The sequence below is a fragment of the Exiguobacterium sp. s192 genome, from assembly GCF_018618795.1.
GTDB lineage: Bacteria > Bacillota > Bacilli > Exiguobacteriales > Exiguobacteriaceae > Exiguobacterium_A > Exiguobacterium_A undae.
In genome coordinates this window covers 423,445-442,417 of record NZ_JACSMS010000002.1, presented here as the reverse complement: position 1 = coordinate 442,417, position 18,973 = coordinate 423,445, and the positions used below count along the sequence as shown (strand labels likewise).

Genomic DNA, 18,973 nt, shown 5'->3' with positions numbered 1-18,973 from the left:
AAGGTGCGTCTGTTCATGAATAGTTCTCCCGTCTAAATTGAATAGGTACAGTATATCGATTTCTTTAAACACAAAAAACCCCGAATGGGGTCTTTTATCAAGTGTCCACCATTCAGGGTTCAGTTCAACAAAATGAACAAAAGGTGTTTTTGTATCCACTTTTCAAATTTTTAAACATAAATTAAGGAAATTTCATTCGAGTATTTCAATTAATTGTATTGAAAACGTTCTCATTTCGGAGTAGTTTTAAATAGAAAGGCCAATATTTGCTTTAATCCAAAGGGAGGGTTTTTGCATGAGTAACTTTACTAGTGAGCTGATTGGAACCATGATTCTGATCTTGCTCGGGGATGGGGTCGTTGCGGGGGTTGTCTTGAAAAAGACGAAATCTGAGAACAGCGGCTGGATCGTCATCACATTTGCTTGGGGTCTCGCCGTCATGACTGCAGCCTATATTGCTGCCGCCAGTGGCGCACACCTGAATCCTGCGTTGACATTGGCGCTTGCCATGAATTCCGATTTGCCGTGGGCTGATGTACCTATCTACATCGCTGGTCAATTAATCGGAGCATTCATCGGTGCCGTACTTGTTTGGCTTCATTATATGAAACATTTTGAAGCGACTGATGATCAAGCAGCAAAATTAGGTGTGTTTGCAACCGGACCTGCGATTCGTCACACGCCTTCAAACTTGATTTCGGAAATCATCGGTACGTTCGTCTTGGTATTCGGAATTCTGTCATTTGGTCTGACGACGTTCGGTGACGGACTGAAACCACTTATCGTTGGTCTTCTTGTCGTCGTCATCGGTCTCTCGCTTGGTGGTACAACAGGGTATGCCATCAACCCGGCCCGTGACCTTGGTCCGCGGATTGCCCACGCCATCTTGCCGATTAAAGGAAAAGGTTCATCTGATTGGAGCTATTCGTGGATTCCAATCGTCGGTCCAATCGTCGGCGGTGGAATTGCCGTCCTGCTTTACCAATTGCTGCAAAACTGATTCTTGTGTTGACACCTATATCTCAAGGGGGATTTTACAATGGAAAACAAGTATATCTTAGCACTCGACCAAGGAACGACCAGCTCACGTGCCATCATCTTTGATCACGATGGTCAAATCGTCAACTCGGCACAACGGGAGTTCAAACAATACTTCCCGCAACCAGGCTGGGTAGAACATGATGCCAATGAAATCTGGGGTTCGATTCTTGCAGTCATGGCAGATGCCCTCGGATCGGCTGATATTAAGCCTAGTCAAATCGCAAGTATCGGCATCACGAACCAACGTGAAACGACGGTCGTCTGGAACAAAGAAACAGGTAAACCGGTTTATCACGCGCTCGTTTGGCAATCCCGTCAAACATCCGGTATCTGTGACGAGTTGAATGCACAAGGTCTCAACCAGAAATTCCGCGATAAAACAGGTTTATTGATCGATGCGTACTTCTCGGGAACAAAAGTCAAATGGATTCTTGATAATGTCGAAGGCGCACGTGAACAAGCGGAAAACGGAGAACTGCTCTTCGGTACAATCGATACGTGGCTCGTATGGAAATTGTCCGGCGGCAAAACGCATATCACGGACTACACGAATGCGTCACGAACATTGATGTATAACATTTACGAACAAAAATGGGATGACGAGTTGCTTGAAATCTTGACGGTTCCAAAATCAATGTTGCCAGAAGTGCGTCAATCGAGTGAAGTGTATGACAATACGGTTCCGTATCACTTCTTCGGCTTTGAAGTTCCGATTGCTGGTATTGCCGGTGACCAACAAGCTGCCCTCTTCGGTCAAACATGTTTCGAACCGGGTGAAGGAAAAAACACGTACGGCACAGGTTGCTTCATGCTGATGAACACCGGTGAAAAGGCTGTTTCTTCTGACCACGGTCTACTGACGACAATCGCTTGGGGTGTTGACGGTAAAGTCGAATATGCACTTGAAGGGTCAATCTTCGTTGCCGGATCAGCGATTCAGTGGCTGCGCGACGGCTTACGGATGTTGAAAAACGCGAAGGATTCAGAAGGCTATGCGTTAAAAGTTGATTCAACAGAAGGTGTTTATGTCGTCCCTGCCTTCGTCGGACTCGGTGCACCTTACTGGGATAGCGACGTTCGCGGAGCCATCTTCGGCTTAACGCGCGGTACGGATAAAGAACATTTTGTCCGCGCGACACTGGAGTCACTTGCTTATCAGACACGTGATGTCTTGACAGCGATGGAAAAAGATTCAGGCATCGAACTGAAAACATTACGTGTTGATGGTGGTGCGGTTTCAAATGACTTCTTGATGCAGTTCCAGTCAGATATCCTGGGTGTACCGGTCGATCGTCCAGAAATCAACGAAACGACTGCCCTCGGTGCTGCTTACCTTGCCGGCTTAGCCGTTGGTTACTGGAAAGATAAAGCGGAAATCAAAAAGCAATGGAAACTCAACCGTCAGTTCAAACCAGAGATGGAAGAAAACGATCGTGAAAAGCGTTATGCCGGTTGGCAAAAAGCGGTTGAAGCGACGATGGCGTTTAAACCAAGCAAAACAGAAGTTAATGCGTAACTTGTTGTACCTGACGTTCCCCAGCGGAACGTCAGTTTTTTTATACTCCATGAAACAAGCGTGCTCCGTCGTTCTGGAGCACGCTTGTTTTGGTCTTCTCTAAGAGACGTTCATCCAAACTCAGACTTCACGCCGGTGACGATTTCATCTAGTGACTTGGATTGTCCGCTTAAGACTGCTGCTAAAAAAGCACCCTCGACAAGCGGAGCCTCGACGAACTGCACACTCCGGTCTCCACTGTATAACTCGAGCGCAAGTTCTGCATTCATCGTCGCTGAACCGATATCCGTTAAAATCAATCCGTCATCGGTCAGTTCGTTCATCGTTTCTTCGATCCGTGATGCATCGGTTCCGATACTACCGTCTGCAAGTCCTGCTGCGAGTAACACCGGCGTATCCGGTGCCATCTCAGCCAATAATTCTTTCAGACCAGCAGCTAACTTCTCACTGTGGGAAACCAAAATCAAGTTAATCATCGAAGCACCTCCACAATCGCACGTAACAACAAGGCACTAGACAGCGAGCCGGGATCTTGAACGCCAACCGTCGCCTCGCCAAAGTAAGACGCCCGTCCTTTTGTTGCGACCCGTTCTTTCGTATCTGTCAACGCTTGATCCAGCGCTTGATTTAAATCAGCTTGTTGCTCGAGCGCTTCATAAAACGGCGTCCAGATATCGACCATCGTTTTTTGTCCGAACTCCGATTTTCCGCGCATCTTAATCCCGTCCGTCGCTTCCTTGAAAGCAGCTGCCAACTCATCGCCTTCCGCTTCGGTTTTTCCTTTGAAGGCTCCGGCAAACTTGACGAACGCCGTCCCATAGAGTGGTCCGGAAGCGCCTCCGACCGTTTTGATCAACGTCATCCCGACTTGTTTGGATAACGCGCCGAGATCTTCATACTCTGTCTGCGCTTCGAGTTCCTTCTGAACCGCTTGGAAGCCGCGGGACATATTGATACCGTGGTCCCCGTCACCGATTTCCCTATCCAGATCCGTTAATTCGTCTTTATGCTGCTCCATTTGTTTTGCAGCTTCGAGTAATGCCTCCCGAAATGTTTCCGTTGATAACTTCATCTGTCTGCACCTCTTCTAGTTAGAATCCAATCGCGTTTGTTTTAGCGTCCAAGTAGCCGACCAGTTCGTCGTCCACCGGTAGCAAAGTGATCGAGAAACCATGCATTTCAAGCGATGTCATATAGTTGCCGACGAATGGTCGGACGATGTCATACCCTTTTGCCTGCAGTTGCTCGGCGACATACTTGTACGTGATATACAGTTCCGAAACCGGCGTTCCACCCATTCCGTTCACCATCACCGCGACTTTTTTATCCGATACTTCCGCTGTCAGTCGATCCAGTAATTCCGTCACAATCGCTTCGACGGATGCAATCGGTTTACGTTCGAGTCCTTTTTCCCCGTGAATCCCGATCCCGATTTCCATCTCGTCTTCATGAAGATCAAAGCCTGGTTTTCCGCTCTCCGGCATATAACAAGGTGACAAAGCCATTCCGATTGAGCGAACGCCGGCAATGACTTTTTCCGCGACCGCTTTGACTTCCGCCAGCGACTTGCCTTCTGCTGCCGCTGCTCCGGCAATCTTATGAACAAAAATCGTCCCGGCGACACCTCGGCGGTCCTCTTCTTTTTTGATGGCGATATCATCGTTGACAATGACCGTCTCGACCTCGATGTCTTCGAGTTCTGCCAACTCTTTCGCCATATCAAAGTTCATAACGTCACCGGAATAGTTTTTGACGACGAGCAGAACCCCTTTTCCACCGTCTGCTGCCTTGATTCCTTCTAAGACCATATCCGGTGTCGGGGAAGTGAAGACTTCGCCGCAAACGGCTGCTGCCAGCATCCCGTCACCGATAAATCCGGCATGGGCCGGTTCATGACCACTTCCGCCACCGGATACAAGTGCCACTTTTCCGTTTAATGGTTCTTTCCGTTTGATGACATTGACTCCGTCGACTTTTGCATAAAGATCGGGATGTGCTAAAACGAGACCATCGACCATATCCGAGACAAACCGATTCGCATCTTGCATTAATTTATCCATCTTGAACGCTCCTTCGTCTAACGAATTTTTGCCGTACCACTTACTCTTTACCACCAATTGGGGCGACTTATGTCAAGGAAACATATGAAAATATTGACCACTTCATTTCCAATCGGTTTTCGGAATGCTATGCTGATAACACACTAGATTGAGAGGAGTCCTGCCATATGACCAGCTCGTTTCAAGCAGGTGTCAAAGCCTGTCTTCCGACCGTTCTCGGTTACCTTGGAATCGGTTTTTCCGCCGGTATCGTCGGACGTGCCGCCGGACTCAGTCCGCTTGAAATCGGATTGATGTCCATCTTGATTTATGCTGGAGCAGCTCAGTTCATCATTACGAGTCTGTTGCTGTTAAACAGCCCTTTTTCCGCCATCATCTTGACGACCTTTATCGTCAATTCCCGGCATCTTCTGATGAGTATGACACTTGCTCCGCGCGTCGGAAACCAGAACCGGTTTGACCAGTTCGGAATCGGCGCCCTGCTGACCGATGAATCGTTTGCCGTCGCCATGAATACTTCCTTAAAACAACAGATTGATGCTAAATTCATGCATGGGTTGAATCTGACCGCTTACTTCAGTTGGATTGCCTCGACCGTCCTCGGTGCGCTCGTCGGCAGTTGGTTCCCGGATCCGGAACGGTTCGGACTGGACTTTGCCTTGACAGCGATGTTCATCGGCTTGTTGTACCTGCAACTTGAAAGTGAACGCTCACGTGTTGCCTTGAACGGAATTTTACTGGTTCTCGTTTTCTTGTTATTGTACATATCGATGCGCTACCTCTCACCGGAACTCGCTGTTTTGTTTGCGACGATGGTAGCCGCCAGCATAGGAGTAGTGATCTCACGATGGAAATCCGCTTAGAGCTTTTAATCCTGTTCGCCGCCTGTGGTCTTGTCACATTGATCCCACGGATTTTGCCGTTTTTGTTGATGCATGGATTGACGTTGCCCCGTCTGTTGACCGAGTGGTTGTCGTTCATTCCAGTTTGTTTGTTAAGTGCATTATTTTTTCAAAACTTATTAGTAGCACAAAATGGAGGCTATCCAACACTATCCCTTCTCCACCTTGCAGCCTCCATTCCGACAGTCCTGGTCGCACTGACCAGTAAGAGTCTTTCTTGGAGCGTTATAATTGGAGTTATATCAATGGCAACATTTCGTTTTGTACTATAAAGAAAAAAAGTTACAACATTTCCGACTTGAGTAAGTTTATTCCCATTAAGAATATTGCATATAAATAATCTATTTTTTTACTCAGACAAATCGATATACTACACCTCTTTAAATTAAAAAATGAAAAACTATTTATGAACAGATGCAACTTCAACTCAAATCACACATCTTGAAGTAAATTCCTATACAACTTTTATGTTGAAATATATTTAGAGTTAAATCATAGATATGATAATTAACTTTAATAGTTATCTAAAAAACGCTTTCAACATTCTGATTTTTTCATCCCACTTTTTATTGCGTCTTCACGGACGCGAAGAAGACGTAATAAAAGGTTTTGGACAAATCATCGAGTCAAAAAATAACGCTTCAAGTGATGATAGTTTTCATTATCACAAGAATTAAAGAACCCACAAACTGTTCATAGAATTTTTAAAGGAGCCAGTACATCTACTGTATTTCAACAAATTATACAAAAACCCTCATTGCTAAAATGAAATGAAGGTTTTTGTATAATTTGTTGCTATATTTTATTTTTTGTTACAATAAATTTAACTAAGAATACCTTACATCTTCACTTCGTTCTTTAGCCGAATATATTCCTTTCCTTTTGGAAATATATAAAAGCTATTCTCCCAAAAAAAAGAATTTCCTCCTATTATCATTAAAATTGGTTCGGGACATTTATACGATTCTTCATTGGAGATAGAAATCATTTGTTTAATATCTTGATGACTTAATTCAGAACTATTATTAGGGTGATAGTGCCATTCCCCAATATAGAACTGTCTTTTCTCCTCCCACAATAAATCTAGTTTATTTTTAACATCTTCTATACCTCTAAAAAACCATGTCGTACCACTTCTTGAATCAGGTGGTTGTGGTAGTGCTTGGCAAATTACAGCGAGATTACAATCTTTTGTATAATTCCCAATTAAAATACCTCCTGATTCATTAGGTAAGGAACTTTCACATATTTTATAGAGTTGATTTATTAAATCCTGTGATACACTAATTTCAAACATTTTTTTTTCATCTTTAAAAATTAGTTTATCCATTAAATTCCTCTTCCTTAACTAATTTTATCCCTTCAAAATTCCCATTATTTATTTGCTGTTCATACACACTAAGGAAAGCTATATTTTGATTTTTATATACTGACTCAAGGTTTTTAACAGCTGTTGAGGCCATTAACCACACATCATCAATTCTAGCTGGGAATAATGGATGCCAACACCCCAATCCTTCCCGTGGAAATATTTCATCCTTATTCTCGTTTTGTTCCTTTATTAACCAAGGATTAATCATTTTTTTAAAAACTTCATTTTGAAAACTTAGACCTGTGCATGAAAAAATAAATAAGCGTTTTCCACCAAAGCCCAATGAAATAGAAATAAATTTCTTCGGAGTTGACCATTGATAATTTCCTAAACGGGTCAACACTTCATCTTCACCTGTACAGTCTAAAATCACATTATATTTCTCTAATTCTTTTTCATTATGTTTCAAATTAGTCTGTATAGATCCATGAAATGATACAACTTCTCCATGCAAAGAAGATTGATTTAGCCTATGGACCAGGGCTTCAACTTTACTTTTTCCTAAATCACTTAGTAAAAGATTATGTCGAGTTAGATTACCCATCTCTAGTAAATCAAAATCGATAATACCTAATTTCCCCACTCCACTTCTTACTAAAATTTCGCTTAGAGAAGATCCAAGAGATCCTGCACCAATCTGTAAAATTTTAGACGAAGTAATTGTTTCAGGTAAAATCCCACGGCTCATAACTGCTTCTTTGGACCAATTATACGAATACATCCAATTAATTTTTTGATGTTTACTTATATGATAAGTCTGAAAATTTGACCGAATAGACTTATCTTTTACCTTAACCCTATTAATTACTGATTCAAATTTAAATAAAATAGGTATTTCAATACCCATCCAGAATATCTCTGAATTCTCTCCATTTATTTTATTTTTTACAGGAAAACCAACCAATAGTATATGAGCAATTTTATTACAATGATTTTGTCTTTTCTTTAAAGATTTTACTAATTCTAATAAATTTACACCTTGTTGATAACAAATTTGGTCTAACTCCGCCCATGTTGAAGGTGCTTGCCATGGTTTCAAATATGGCATTTCATCTAAAAGTATCCATGAACCTAAAATTCTTTCAATTTTTTTAAATTGAGAAGCATACTTTCCCCATTTAACAGTTCTGAGGTACTGTCCATTATTTTTTTTGAATTCTCTTATCAAAAAAACACCTGGTAGAATTAAAGAGAATTCAGCAATACCAAATTTAGTATCTATATTATTCCAATATTGAAATGTTTGATAATTTTCTAAAAAACCTATTTTTAATGCTGAATTTTCAGGAAAATCAACTAGTTCAAATAACTCATCTTTGCCTGTAAGCTTATTTAGCGAAGCAGCGATTAACCATTTTATCGCTCTATCTACATACCAAACTAAGCGTGCATCTTCTTCAAACGGTTCAATGTTTTCAATTAAAAAACCGAGTGATCTTATATTTGTATCTAGACATAATAAACCGTCGCGCCATGGATATTCTTCTTTCCCCTCACCATTAAATAACTGATGCGGAAAGGTTTGGGTGAAACTATTAGTTTTTGCAGGAAAAAAACTGATATTACCCATTGGATATTCATCGTCAATTAAAATATACCACTCTGTTTTTTGAGGCAATGTAAATTTTTCTATTTTATCTGAGAAAAGAAAACAATGGAGAATCCACTTGTTAATAGATTCGTTCCACTGTAAATCATCTATTAAAGTTATTTCTTTTATAAACTCAGTCGCCCTACGACCTTTTAATAGCGAATCAGTTGGAACTTTATTAGTATTCATCCAAATCTCCCGCCAGATATTGAAGAGGATGGTTCAGTTCTAGGAGTAAATGCACTTTTTTCTGACTTATTAAATCCGTTTGGTGGCTCTGGAAACTTAGATCCAAATAATTCTCTCCACAGTTTTATTGACTCTAATTGATCTTCACAGTCAAGAGCACTCCTAGCTAGTAAAGCAGCTTCAGACACATGGCTATAAAATTCTTGATATTCTTCTTCAGTAATGCGTTTGAAGACATCATGTTCTGTTACACCATGATCTTTTAGTTCTGGTTTTGAAGGATATTTAGACACAATATTTTCTAGTGTTAAACTAACTCCTTCAGCAATAGATGATATATTATCCGGACAACAAGTTCCTATTAAATGTTCTAACGGATATCCTTTTGGATACTTTGGTAAAGGATTTAATTTCTTCCACCATTTCAGGACCTTAACTACGTTAACATAATGATTATTGCAAGAAGCATTCTTTTCCCAAGTCCATTTAATTTGAGCTAATGGGTTTGTTGGCTCCCAGTTACCAGCTGCACGATCAGGAATTAAAAGTGATTCACTTTTCCAAGAAGAAGATTCTTGAGACACTTTACTTGAAAAAGTCCATGAATCTGATAGTGTCCAATGATTTAGCTCTTCAACGGATTTAGAAATAGAAACACTTTCAGATTTCAAAAGGTCTTTTTGAGTTTCAGAAGGAGCAGATGTAATTACTAAATCTAATTCAACATAACTAAGTTCAATCCCAATCGATCTACCTTGCATTTTGTATTTTCCTTCATAGTACTTATCTAGGAACGGAATAAATAAGTCAAGAGCTTCTTGTGGCTTATATTTATCGGGATCCAAATTAGTTACAACAATTACGTCGACATCAGATTTACTATTATTTTTAGGTCTAACAGCAGTTGCACGGCGGTAACTACCTTGTAAAAAAGTATTAATTATTATTGAGGATATTTCTTCATCTTCTAACAATCTTTTACGAAGCGTTCTATGTCCAGTTTTCAGATCATTCATTTGACTTTCAGTCAATCTTATATTCTTTAAAAAATCCGCAAAATAGGTTTTAACTTCCATATTAAAAATTCTCCTTTTTAAATGTTGATTTTTTATGGTAAGTGAATTGTAGGTGAATACTCCTTTGTACGCTCAAAATCGTACTCATATAAAGTAATATCTCCAAAAACCTTAGATAGTTGTCCTAAAAAGAACCAAAATCCATTTGGACCTGCTCCAAAGAAATGGTAATTCTTAACTCTATCTTTTTTCTCTAGATTGTTTAGTACTTTAGCTATTTCATTAGCCAGGTGCATGGCATGTATTCCATCTTGAATAACATTATGGCTTGTCCCACCATCAAAATAGAACCTGATTAAAGACTTTACTGATAAATGATTATCTTCAATATAGCTTTCTACATCTTCTAATACTGAATGTGTCATTTCTATTAAAACAACAATGATATTACCGTCTTGATTAATTAATTGATGATCTACGTCCCACATGGAATATTGTTCTTTAGATACATCAAAATCTGGTCTCCATATATTTCTTCCTTTTAACCCTTTTTGAACAGGAACGACACTAACTCCTGATTTAGGATCAAGGAAATGACCTATTGTAAATGCAACACTGCCATGAGTATCTAAGTGTATGCAATAAGAACGTCCTTCATCTAAAAATTGATCAATGAAACCTTCAATAGATTCTCGTACATCACTATTCCAGTCATAATCAGATTTTAAGTGACGTCCTTTAAAATAATCAATAAGACATATCATATTTGAAGTTTCATTTTCCATATTTTCCGCTTTTCTAAGAAAACTCCTTACGCCAATTGGTAATTCCTCAGACAGCATGATATTGCTCCCTACCCATAAACCTTCTGCTTTACAAATTTTTAAAAGGCTTTCCTTATCAAACTTTAAAGTCCCCTCTCGAAATAGACGTTGGATTAAACTCACATAGGGATTAAAACTTCGCGTTAAATCAATAGGTTTAAGCCCTACTGATATTAAATTTGAATTTAATTGCTTAATTAAGATATCCATAGAGTAAAAATTGCTCCATATCTTAATAGGTTTTAATGTACTTTCTAATTCATTATCTTCGACTATTTCAAGATGATTCTTCATCTTTCCCCTTAACTTCGAAACAATTGAACGTTCTTTTCCATCAAAAAGTTTTTTAAAATTGAAGTATCCACTCTCTACATCAATTATTTTTAATTTAGCTAATTCATCGTCTGGATGTATTGACCATGGAGTAACTAAAATTGAATTACCTAATTTTTCCTCTTTATTCAAAATTTCAGATGCGTCCCTAACATTTTGTAAAAAAGAATTCCTAGTTGCATTAATAAACTTAGGGTCTAATAATTTATCCAAAGTAATATAATCTCTATAATCAACATGATACTTAATTTGATAATATTCTACATAGATTCTTTTTCCACGACTATCTTTGACAGGCGTTTTATACCTAATTACGATATCATCAAAAGACTTAATCTCTGGATCTTCAAAGGATACAGAAGATATGTTTGAATATTCAAGCAACATTTCGCACGCTTTCAGCCAAAAGAAAAGCGCTTGATATTCATCGCCTAGTATACGAGCATTAATTGCATTTGCCAAAATGTGCACTCCTATCAAAAATACTTTTTTAATTCTTTATAATTTTCTCACAAATAAAGCTAATTCGCTATATGTAAGATCTAGAGATTTTATTTTAATACATACTGTTACTTATTTTATTTAACTATACAGGATTATATTCAAATCACTATTCTTGAACTAATTTCAAATTTAATTTTTATAGAATTAAATTTATAAACTCTCTTCAAATAACAAAAAATAACACTCTATATATCAATATTCAATTTAGAATAATTCACAAAAAAGCTTCATATATCCTTTCACAAAAGCTATAAAATGAAAATCATTCAAATTATTCAATTAGTTATTCTTATAGTTTGTACAGTACAGAAGCAGTTATTAAAATTCTTGTTCATACAAAAAAAATCTTACTTGTAATTAAATTACAGTTACAAAAAAACGCCCGAACAAAGTTCGGACGTTTCAAGAGATTAGAACAAGACCATGTACTGATCGCGTTCCCATTCCGTGACTTGCGTCCGGAACATATCCCATTCGATTTCTTTAAGTTCAACGAAGTGCTCTGCGATATGATCGCCAAGTGCATGCATGACGACGTCATCTGCTTTTAAGACTTCAAGCGCGTGGCTGAGCGTTGATGGAAGATCATCAATGCCGTTTGCGACACGTTCCGGTTTGTCCATCACGTAGATGTTGCGGTCGATTGGCTCCGGTGCCTTTAGGTTGTTTTTAATACCGTCAAGACCTGAAGCGAGCAATGTCGCAAGTGCCAAGTACGGGTTTGCTGCCGGGTCAACTGAACGGACTTCGATCCGTGTTGAGAGACCACGTGCTGCCGGTACACGGACGAGTGGTGAACGGTTACGGGCTGACCATGCGACGTAGCAAGGTGCTTCATAACCTGGAACAAGTCGTTTGTACGAGTTGACTGTCGGGTTACAGACTGCTGTGAAGGCACGTGCGTGCTTCAAGATACCAGCCGTGAACGCACGAGCATCGTCAGACAGTTGCATGTTGCTGTTCTCTTCGTCGAAGAAGACGTTTTCGTTGCCTTTAAAGAGAGACATGTTGGCGTGCATCCCTGAACCGTTGACACCGTAAAGTGGTTTCGGCATGAATGTTGCGTGAAGATTATGTTTCGCCGCAATCGTTTTGACGACGAGTTTAAACGTTTGGATGTTATCCGCAGTCGTGATCGCATCTGCATATTTGAAATCGATTTCATGTTGTCCAGGTGCGACTTCATGGTGAGATGCTTCGATTTCAAAGCCCATGTTCTCAAGCTCGATGACGATTTCTTTACGGCAGTTTTCGCCGAGATCGACTGGTGCGAGGTCGAAGTAACCACCTTGGTCGTTTAACTCAAGTGTCGGACGACCGTTCGCGTCCTTCTTGAACAAGAAGAATTCCGGCTCAGGACCAACGTTGAATGAAGAGAAACCAAGCTCTTCCATTTCTTTAAGTACCCGTTTGAGTTGACCACGCGGATCTCCAGCAAACGGTGTGCCATCTGGATTGTAAATGTCACAGATGAGACGTGCAACTTTACCCGTTCCGTCTTCTGTCCATGGGAATACGACCCATGTGTTGAGGTCTGGGAAGAGATACATATCTGATTCTTCAATGCGAACGAATCCTTCGATTGATGAACCATCGAACATCATTTTGTTATCAAGTGCTTTTTCCAATTGGCTGACTGGAATTTCAACGTTCTTGATCGTACCGAGGATATCTGTGAACTGTAAACGAATAAAACGTACATCCTCAGCTTTAGCGATTTTCATAATGTCTTCTCGTGTAATGTTGCGACGTGTCATGTGACAAATCCCCTCTCCGGCTCTTTTTTATATGGCAACAGGTGCTTACTTGAAAAACCGTCCGAGCTCACCTTGGATGAGTGACGTTTTTCCATGTCGTCCTGCTTCCTTCAATTCATTTTTCAGGAGTTTATATAGTTCGCCATCAGACAATTCCGGACGCGTCGTAACGACGGTTTCCGCAACTCGTTCCCGTTTGACGAGATCATTGTCAAAAATCATCTTGATCCCTGCGATATTTAGTCCCTGATCCAAATATTCCTTGATCGACAGCAAGCGATCCACATCGTTAAACGAATAGAGGCGACGTTTCGTCTCTGTCCGCTCCGGCTTGATCAATCCCTGTTCTTCATAGTATCGGATCTGTCGGGCAGATAACGCGGTCAACTCTTGAACGACTCCGATGGGAAATAGTGGCTTGGACTGTCGTGATAAGTCTGCCATTTCGTTCCTCCTTTTTCCTTACTTCATGAGAATAAACCTCTGTAAGGCAAGTTGTCAAGAGATGTAAGGAAAGTTAACACGACTTTCTTACAAGTCAGACGACTTGGGGTAACAGAGGTCTTTTCACATCAAGCAGTTATTTTAAACCTGTTGTGTTTGAATCAGTTGTTGTTCCATTAATTGATTGACGGCCGAGACGATGGCGATCTTGACGTGGCTGTATGTCAGCCCGCCCTGGACATATGCCGTATACGGCGCCCGGATCGGACCATCTGCCGATAATTCGATCGATGAGCCTTGAATGAACGTTCCTGCGGCCATGATGACATCATCGGCATACCCCGGCATATAGTCCGGAATCGGCAAGGCTTGCGCATTGACCGGTGAAGCGGCTTGAATGGCCTGACAAAAGGCAATCATCGGCTCCGGCGCGTGGAAGGAGACCGATTGAATCAAGTCCGTCCGTTCAGCAGCGTAATGCGGAGCCGTATCGAAACCGAACTGTTCCATCATGCTCGAGGTGAACATCGCTCCCATCAACGCCTGACTGACCGTATGCGGTGCCATGAAGAATCCTTGGTACATGTCTTGGAGCGAATAGAGCGAGGGACCTGCTTCCGCTCCGATTCCCGGTGTCGTCATCCGGAACGACGCCCGTTCGATCAAGTCACGGCGTCCGACAAGATAACCACCCGTCTTCGCAAGACCGCCGCCCGGATTTTTGATCAGCGAACCCGCCATCAGATCGGCACCGACATGAGTCGGTTCGATCGTCTCGACGAATTCTCCGTAACAATTGTCGACGAAGATGATGACGTGGGGATGTTTTGCTTTGATCGCTGTGATGGCTTCACCAATCTCGGCGACCGGTAAACTGCGACGCGTCGCGTATCCTTTTGAGCGCTGGATCCCGACGACTTTTGTCTTATCCGTGATTCGGGCGAGGACCGCCTCGAGGTCAATCGTTTCCGCCTGCTTCATCTCGACGACGTCATAGGTGACGCCGAGCTCCTTTAAGGAGCCGCGTCCGTCACCGCGGATACCGACGATTTCTTCGAGTGTATCGTATGGTTTTCCGGTGATATACAGCAGTTCATCCCCCGGCAACAATAAACCGAACAAGGCGATGCCGATCGCATGCGTCCCGCTGATGATCTGCGCCCGGCACAGACCGGCTTCCGCACCGAAGACCGACGCGTAAATTCGCTCGAGATTATCGCGCCCTTCGTCGTTGTAGCCGTAACCGGTCGACGGCATGAAGTGGAAATCACTCACTTTATGCTCCCGAAAGGCATTCAGGACACGGAACTGATTGTGTTCCGCGACTTGTTGCGCTTTGCGGATTCCCGGCGCGATTTTTTCCTCCGCCTGCTCGACGAACGGACGGATTGTTTCATAATGCGTTAACTCTGTAAACATGCTTACACCTCGTATTGTTTCAATGTCGAGTAGAGCCGTGTATCCTTGCGTAAATAGCCTTTTAAGGTCACGGAGCCGTCCTCTTCATATTGTTCTGTTAAATTCATCATCACTTCTTTGGCCGGATTGTAATGTGCAAACGCATTGACCGGAATCCGGATCTCGAGATATTCGAGAATCTCACTGATTGCTTTTTCGATTTCGACGGTCAGCCGTTCGATATCCGCCGGATCAAGAGCGGAAATCAGCAGTTTTCCGCCCGTGAACAAGTCCGTCAACTGGTCTTTTTTATTAAAGACTTCGAGTTGCGGGATGTCACCGGCACCAAGTTCGTCGAGCACATCATTTGTCGTCTGCATCTGATTGAGATAATGCTCGCTTGATGCATCGATGACGTGAATGATCAAATCCGCTTCGAGCACTTCTTCGAGTGTCGAGCGGAACGCGGCAATCAATTTCGTCGGCAGGTCCTGAATGAATCCGACCGTGTCGGTCAGCAGAATCTGTCCGCCTTCCGGTAAGTCAAACTGACGTGTCAACGGATCAAGTGTCGCGAACAATTCGTTTTTCTCGTAGGTGTCGGCATTCGTCAACCGATTGAAAATCGTTGATTTCCCGGCATTCGTGTATCCGACCAGTGCGATTTGGAACGTCTGGTTTTCTTTCCGGCGTTCCCGATACCGGGCGCGGTGGGCGACGGATGTTTCGAGTTGCTTCTTGATTTCATCTACACGACGACGGATGTGCCGACGGTCGGTCTCAAGTTTTGATTCCCCCGGACCACGTGTCCCGATTCCGCCGCCGAGCCGCGACAGCTGCGTCCCCTGACCGCTTAAACGCGGCAACAGGTAACTCATCTGAGCGAGTTCGACTTGCAACTTCCCTTCGCGTGACTGGGCACGTCCGGCGAAGATGTCGAGAATCAATTGTGTCCGGTCGATCAATTTGATCGATTCCGGATCTTCAAGAGCAATCCGGATATTTTTCATCTGACCGGGTGTGACTTCTGCATTAAAAATAATCAAATCCGGTTCGAGTTCCTGCGCTAACGCGACAAGTTCCTCGACCTTCCCTTTTCCGATAAACGTCCGGCGGTCGATCGATTGACGCTTTTGATCGAGTCGCCCTACCACGACGGCGTGCGCAGTCGTAACGAGTGCTTCAAGCTCCGCGACCGATTCTTCATAGATATGATCCGGTACACCGGGGAGCTGACAACCGACGACGATGACGCGTTCTGACATATAATCATTCCTTTCAAAATAACAAACCTTCTGCGTCCCTAATCATACCACATGCACCCTGTCCTCTGAACTATTTTGGACAGGAAACATCCGTTCGGTTTATCATAAAGAAAAGTACTAAAAATAGGAGGTCCGTTATGGCACGAGAACGACTCGATTATACTTTGCCGGAATTCATCGAACGGTATCTGTTTTTCCTGAGCGCGAGCGGCCGACAGGATTCGACGATCCGTCGGTACCGCTACGATTTGATTGAAATCCACCGCTACATGACCGAAGTCGACCAACCACTCGAGACGATCGACGACTTTAAGGCGATTCCGATTGAGACGTGGAAAACGTTCATCAACGAGTATTTAATCGAGGAAAAACTGTACCAACAGGCGACCGTCGCCCGAATCGTCAGTGTCCTCAACCAGGTCAACTATCAAATCCGTCAGACGAAATCAAAACTGATCGAGTACGCCCAGCCGACGCATGAGCTGACGCCGCAACATGTCGCGTCCCTTGCTGAATACGAACAATTGATCCGGACGAACCGGTCGGACCGCGGACTGACGGATCACCAACTCGTCGCCCGTCCCTACTTGATCGACCGCAACGAATTGATATTACGGCTCTTTTACCGTTACGGTCTTCGGGTTCACCACATCATCGGTCTGAAGATGCAGGATTTGAATTTCGCGCAACGCGAGATGACGGTCCACGACCGGCTCGGCAATGCGTACCTGCTCCACCTCGAACGTGACGATCAGGATCTGATGCTCGCGTATTTAAAGACGATACCGGAACCGGTTCGTCCGCGGTATCATTCGACAGATCCGTTTTTCGTCGCCTTTGACTTCTCACGGATGACATTTCGCTGGGTCTACAGCAAAAATGCTCCGAAACAATTGTCGATCGTCATGATCACGAAGATGATGCGCCAGCTGAATGAACGGTCGGACAATAAACGGATCATCACCCCGTCAATGTTACGCAACAGCTTCATCCTTGGAACGTATGTAGAAGAGTTGACGAAAGAAGAACGGTTGACGAAGACGTGTCTCTATAAAGACGTTTCACTGAGACGGTATGCCGACGCGTTTGATGAATTAAAAGATTTACTCTAACAAAAAAGGAGCAACGCCGTAGCGTTGCTCCATCAAGCAGACGGCCCCCCGGCCGTCTTTTTTTAACGAGTGACTTCTTCCGTCTCCGATTCTTGTTCATACAACGTCACATTCCGTGCCGGTGCGAACGTCGAGATCGCATGTTTGTAGATCAATTGCTGTTTACCTTCCGATTCTAAAATGACCGTGAAGTTATCAAACGATTTAATCAATCCCCGTAACTGATACCCACTGATTAAAAACACTGTCGTCGGAACCGAATCTTTTCGTAACTGATTTAAAAAATAGTCTTGAATGTTGTACGTCGCTTTCATAAGCCCCCGTGCCCCCTCTTTTTATCTGCTTTTCTCTTCAGGCTACTCCGATTTAACCGCTTTCAGGAACCCTACTGTTCTATCATAGATAATTTTGAAGTTTTCTTCAAATGAAAGCCTTCCCATTTCAACCCAATTTCCGTCAAATTGATGACGGAACCACGTCAATTGCCGTTTCGCAAAGCGGCGGGTATTCCGCTTTAATGCGTCGACAGCCGGCTCAAGCGGCGCGCCGTCCAGCACAGGCATGATTTCCTTATAGCCGATTGCCTGCATCGCTTTCGTCTCCTGATAACCGGCTGCGACCAGTTGCTCGACTTCCGTCAGCAGTCCTTGTTCGAGCATCAGGTCGACACGCTGGTCGATCCGGGCATACAATTGGTCCCGGTCCTCCATATGTAGGACAAACAACAGACTGTCGTACAAACTTGGTTCGCTACCCGAGACTTGTGTTTGCCCGCTCATCGCGACTTCAATCGCCCGGACGACCCGTTGGACATTGTTCGGATGAATCGCATCCGCCCGGGTTGCATCCAGCTGCCGCAAGCGATCATGAAGGACTTGCGCGCCCTCATCTTTGGCAAACTGTTCCAACTCCTGCCGTAATGCCTTATCTTCCGCCTGGACGGTAAATTGATAATCATACAAAATCGCCCGGATATAAAGCCCTGTCCCGCCGACGATGATCGGCAACTTGCCTTTTGCCGCAATTTCATCAATCGCCGCTCGCGCCAACGTCTGAAAACGGGCGACACTCATCTCGTCGTCCGGATCAACCAGATCGAGCAAATGATGCGGAATCCCTTCCATCTCTTCATGCGTCACCTTCGCTGATCCGATGTCCATCTGTTTGTAGACTTGAACGGAGTCACCCGAAATGATTTCGCCGTTTAATTTTTTTGCTAATTCAATCCCTGTCTTCGTTTTTCCGACGGCGGTCGGTCCAACGATGACGATGACGGGTTGTTTACTCATGACATCACCATTCCTAGCTTATACGTGTTTGTAGTCAGTGTATCATATCTGTCTCCAGCTCAGACACGACAAAAAAACCGCCTCCTTATGAAAGGAGACGGTTCAATGAGTTCTGTTACACACGGCGGATGAAATCGTCGTATACCGCACTAAATACACACCATCCACAAATGACTAAGCCTGTCAGCATAATTCCCCAATCAGCCATTTTTGGCACCTCCTCTGTCGTCTTTACATACCTTTTGACAAATCCGGGCGTTCGTAAACCCTTTCAAGCAGGTTTGACACCAATTACTGGAATCGCTATGATAAAAGTACGATTGTTGCGTAGCGCAGAAGCCGACCTGCATCGGCTTCTTT

At 43.1% G+C, this 18,973-nt stretch carries 18 protein-coding genes; 5 read left to right on the top strand and 13 right to left on the bottom strand.

Features of this window, described 5'->3' with window-relative positions:
- Window positions 1-295 precede the first annotated feature (295 nt).
- On the top strand, window positions 296-1,000 hold the full coding sequence (locus KNP87_RS07135; protein ID WP_026833387.1) for an MIP/aquaporin family protein: 705 nt from the start codon (window positions 296-298) through the stop codon (window positions 998-1,000).
- A 39-nt stretch (window positions 1,001-1,039) separates the two neighbouring features.
- On the top strand, window positions 1,040-2,557 hold the full coding sequence (gene glpK / locus KNP87_RS07130) for a glycerol kinase GlpK (RefSeq protein WP_119922585.1): 1,518 nt from the start codon (window positions 1,040-1,042) through the stop codon (window positions 2,555-2,557).
- A gap of 110 nt (window positions 2,558-2,667) precedes the next feature.
- On the opposite strand, the gene dhaM is transcribed toward glpK, so the two are convergent.
- From dhaM to dhaK, 3 genes are read right to left on the bottom strand one after another with little or no spacing between them, the layout of a single operon-like run.
- Window positions 2,668-3,033, bottom strand: a complete 366-nt coding sequence (gene dhaM / locus KNP87_RS07125) for a dihydroxyacetone kinase phosphoryl donor subunit DhaM (protein WP_026833389.1) — start codon at window positions 3,031-3,033, stop codon at window positions 2,668-2,670.
- Window positions 3,030-3,629, bottom strand: a complete 600-nt coding sequence (gene dhaL / locus KNP87_RS07120) for a dihydroxyacetone kinase subunit DhaL (protein ID WP_214721223.1) — start codon at window positions 3,627-3,629, stop codon at window positions 3,030-3,032. Before dhaL ends, dhaM begins: the two co-directional genes overlap by 4 nt.
- 19 nt (window positions 3,630-3,648) lie before the next feature.
- Complete coding sequence (dhaK, locus tag KNP87_RS07115; RefSeq protein WP_026833391.1) at window positions 3,649-4,617, bottom strand: dihydroxyacetone kinase subunit DhaK; 969 nt, start codon at window positions 4,615-4,617, stop codon at window positions 3,649-3,651.
- A gap of 167 nt (window positions 4,618-4,784) precedes the next feature.
- Between dhaK and KNP87_RS07110 the strand changes: the two genes are divergently transcribed.
- Window positions 4,785-5,480 carry an AzlC family ABC transporter permease gene (locus KNP87_RS07110; RefSeq protein WP_214721222.1) on the top strand — a complete coding sequence of 232 codons (696 nt, stop codon included), beginning with the start codon at window positions 4,785-4,787 and terminating at the stop codon, window positions 5,478-5,480.
- Window positions 5,465-5,791, top strand: a complete 327-nt coding sequence (locus KNP87_RS07105; RefSeq protein ID WP_214721221.1) for an AzlD domain-containing protein — start codon at window positions 5,465-5,467, stop codon at window positions 5,789-5,791. Before KNP87_RS07110 ends, KNP87_RS07105 begins: the two co-directional genes overlap by 16 nt.
- Window positions 5,792-6,357: 566 nt before the next feature.
- Here KNP87_RS07105 and KNP87_RS07100 read toward each other — a convergent pair.
- From KNP87_RS07100 to hflX, 8 genes are all read right to left on the bottom strand, one after another.
- Window positions 6,358-6,849: a Mov34/MPN/PAD-1 family protein gene (locus KNP87_RS07100; RefSeq protein ID WP_214721220.1), complete on the bottom strand. Its 492-nt coding sequence runs from the start codon at window positions 6,847-6,849 to the stop codon at window positions 6,358-6,360.
- A complete protein-coding gene (locus tag KNP87_RS07095) occupies window positions 6,842-8,671 on the bottom strand; it encodes a HesA/MoeB/ThiF family protein (protein ID WP_214721219.1) in 1,830 nt (609 codons plus the stop codon). Before KNP87_RS07095 ends, KNP87_RS07100 begins: the two co-directional genes overlap by 8 nt.
- On the bottom strand, window positions 8,668-9,747 hold the full coding sequence (locus tag KNP87_RS07090; protein ID WP_214721218.1) for an SMODS domain-containing nucleotidyltransferase: 1,080 nt from the start codon (window positions 9,745-9,747) through the stop codon (window positions 8,668-8,670). Before KNP87_RS07090 ends, KNP87_RS07095 begins: the two co-directional genes overlap by 4 nt.
- A 32-nt stretch (window positions 9,748-9,779) precedes the next feature.
- Window positions 9,780-11,306 (bottom strand): SAVED domain-containing protein, encoded by a 1,527-nt coding sequence (locus KNP87_RS07085; protein ID WP_214721217.1) that lies wholly within the window; start codon window positions 11,304-11,306, stop codon window positions 9,780-9,782.
- 452 nt (window positions 11,307-11,758) lie between these two features.
- A complete protein-coding gene (glnA, locus tag KNP87_RS07080; RefSeq protein ID WP_026833396.1) occupies window positions 11,759-13,105 on the bottom strand; it encodes a type I glutamate--ammonia ligase in 1,347 nt (448 codons plus the stop codon).
- A gap of 45 nt (window positions 13,106-13,150) precedes the next feature.
- Complete coding sequence (locus tag KNP87_RS07075; RefSeq protein ID WP_026833397.1) at window positions 13,151-13,549, bottom strand: MerR family transcriptional regulator; 399 nt, start codon at window positions 13,547-13,549, stop codon at window positions 13,151-13,153.
- Window positions 13,550-13,690: 141 nt separating this feature from the next.
- Window positions 13,691-14,968 carry a methionine gamma-lyase family protein gene (locus KNP87_RS07070; RefSeq protein WP_214721216.1) on the bottom strand — a complete coding sequence of 426 codons (1,278 nt, stop codon included), beginning with the start codon at window positions 14,966-14,968 and terminating at the stop codon, window positions 13,691-13,693.
- A 2-nt stretch (window positions 14,969-14,970) separates the two neighbouring features.
- Entirely contained in the window at window positions 14,971-16,212 is a 1,242-nt protein-coding gene (hflX, locus tag KNP87_RS07065) for a GTPase HflX (RefSeq protein ID WP_026828750.1), read from the bottom strand.
- Between the two features lie 137 nt (window positions 16,213-16,349).
- Between hflX and KNP87_RS07060 the strand changes: the two genes are divergently transcribed.
- On the top strand, window positions 16,350-17,324 hold the full coding sequence (locus KNP87_RS07060; protein ID WP_119922579.1) for a tyrosine-type recombinase/integrase: 975 nt from the start codon (window positions 16,350-16,352) through the stop codon (window positions 17,322-17,324).
- 62 nt (window positions 17,325-17,386) lie between these two features.
- Here KNP87_RS07060 and hfq read toward each other — a convergent pair whose 3' ends face one another.
- Window positions 17,387-17,638, bottom strand: coding sequence for an RNA chaperone Hfq (gene hfq / locus KNP87_RS07055; protein ID WP_026833400.1), 252 nt, complete (start codon window positions 17,636-17,638; stop codon window positions 17,387-17,389).
- A 42-nt stretch (window positions 17,639-17,680) separates the two neighbouring features.
- Complete coding sequence (miaA, locus tag KNP87_RS07050; protein ID WP_214721215.1) at window positions 17,681-18,613, bottom strand: tRNA (adenosine(37)-N6)-dimethylallyltransferase MiaA; 933 nt, start codon at window positions 18,611-18,613, stop codon at window positions 17,681-17,683.
- Between the last annotated feature and the right edge of the window lie 360 nt (window positions 18,614-18,973).

Coding starts and splice junctions, on each gene's coding strand:
- KNP87_RS07135 (WP_026833387.1), top strand. CDS start 296: ATGAGTAACTTTACTAGTGAGCTGATTGGAACCATGATTCTGATCTTG.
- glpK (WP_119922585.1), top strand. CDS start 1,040: ATGGAAAACAAGTATATCTTAGCACTCGACCAAGGAACGACCAGCTCA.
- dhaM (WP_026833389.1), bottom strand. CDS start 3,033: ATGATTAACTTGATTTTGGTTTCCCACAGTGAGAAGTTAGCTGCTGGT.
- dhaL (WP_214721223.1), bottom strand. CDS start 3,629: ATGAAGTTATCAACGGAAACATTTCGGGAGGCATTACTCGAAGCTGCA.
- dhaK (WP_026833391.1), bottom strand. CDS start 4,617: ATGGATAAATTAATGCAAGATGCGAATCGGTTTGTCTCGGATATGGTC.
- KNP87_RS07110 (WP_214721222.1), top strand. CDS start 4,785: ATGACCAGCTCGTTTCAAGCAGGTGTCAAAGCCTGTCTTCCGACCGTT.
- KNP87_RS07105 (WP_214721221.1), top strand. CDS start 5,465: ATGGAAATCCGCTTAGAGCTTTTAATCCTGTTCGCCGCCTGTGGTCTT.
- KNP87_RS07100 (WP_214721220.1), bottom strand. CDS start 6,849: ATGGATAAACTAATTTTTAAAGATGAAAAAAAAATGTTTGAAATTAGT.
- KNP87_RS07095 (WP_214721219.1), bottom strand. CDS start 8,671: ATGAATACTAATAAAGTTCCAACTGATTCGCTATTAAAAGGTCGTAGG.
- KNP87_RS07090 (WP_214721218.1), bottom strand. CDS start 9,747: ATGGAAGTTAAAACCTATTTTGCGGATTTTTTAAAGAATATAAGATTG.
- glnA (WP_026833396.1), bottom strand. CDS start 13,105: ATGACACGTCGCAACATTACACGAGAAGACATTATGAAAATCGCTAAA.
- KNP87_RS07075 (WP_026833397.1), bottom strand. CDS start 13,549: ATGGCAGACTTATCACGACAGTCCAAGCCACTATTTCCCATCGGAGTC.
- KNP87_RS07070 (WP_214721216.1), bottom strand. CDS start 14,968: ATGTTTACAGAGTTAACGCATTATGAAACAATCCGTCCGTTCGTCGAG.
- hflX (WP_026828750.1), bottom strand. CDS start 16,212: ATGTCAGAACGCGTCATCGTCGTCGGTTGTCAGCTCCCCGGTGTACCG.
- KNP87_RS07060 (WP_119922579.1), top strand. CDS start 16,350: ATGGCACGAGAACGACTCGATTATACTTTGCCGGAATTCATCGAACGG.
- hfq (WP_026833400.1), bottom strand. CDS start 17,638: ATGAAAGCGACGTACAACATTCAAGACTATTTTTTAAATCAGTTACGA.
- miaA (WP_214721215.1), bottom strand. CDS start 18,613: ATGAGTAAACAACCCGTCATCGTCATCGTTGGACCGACCGCCGTCGGA.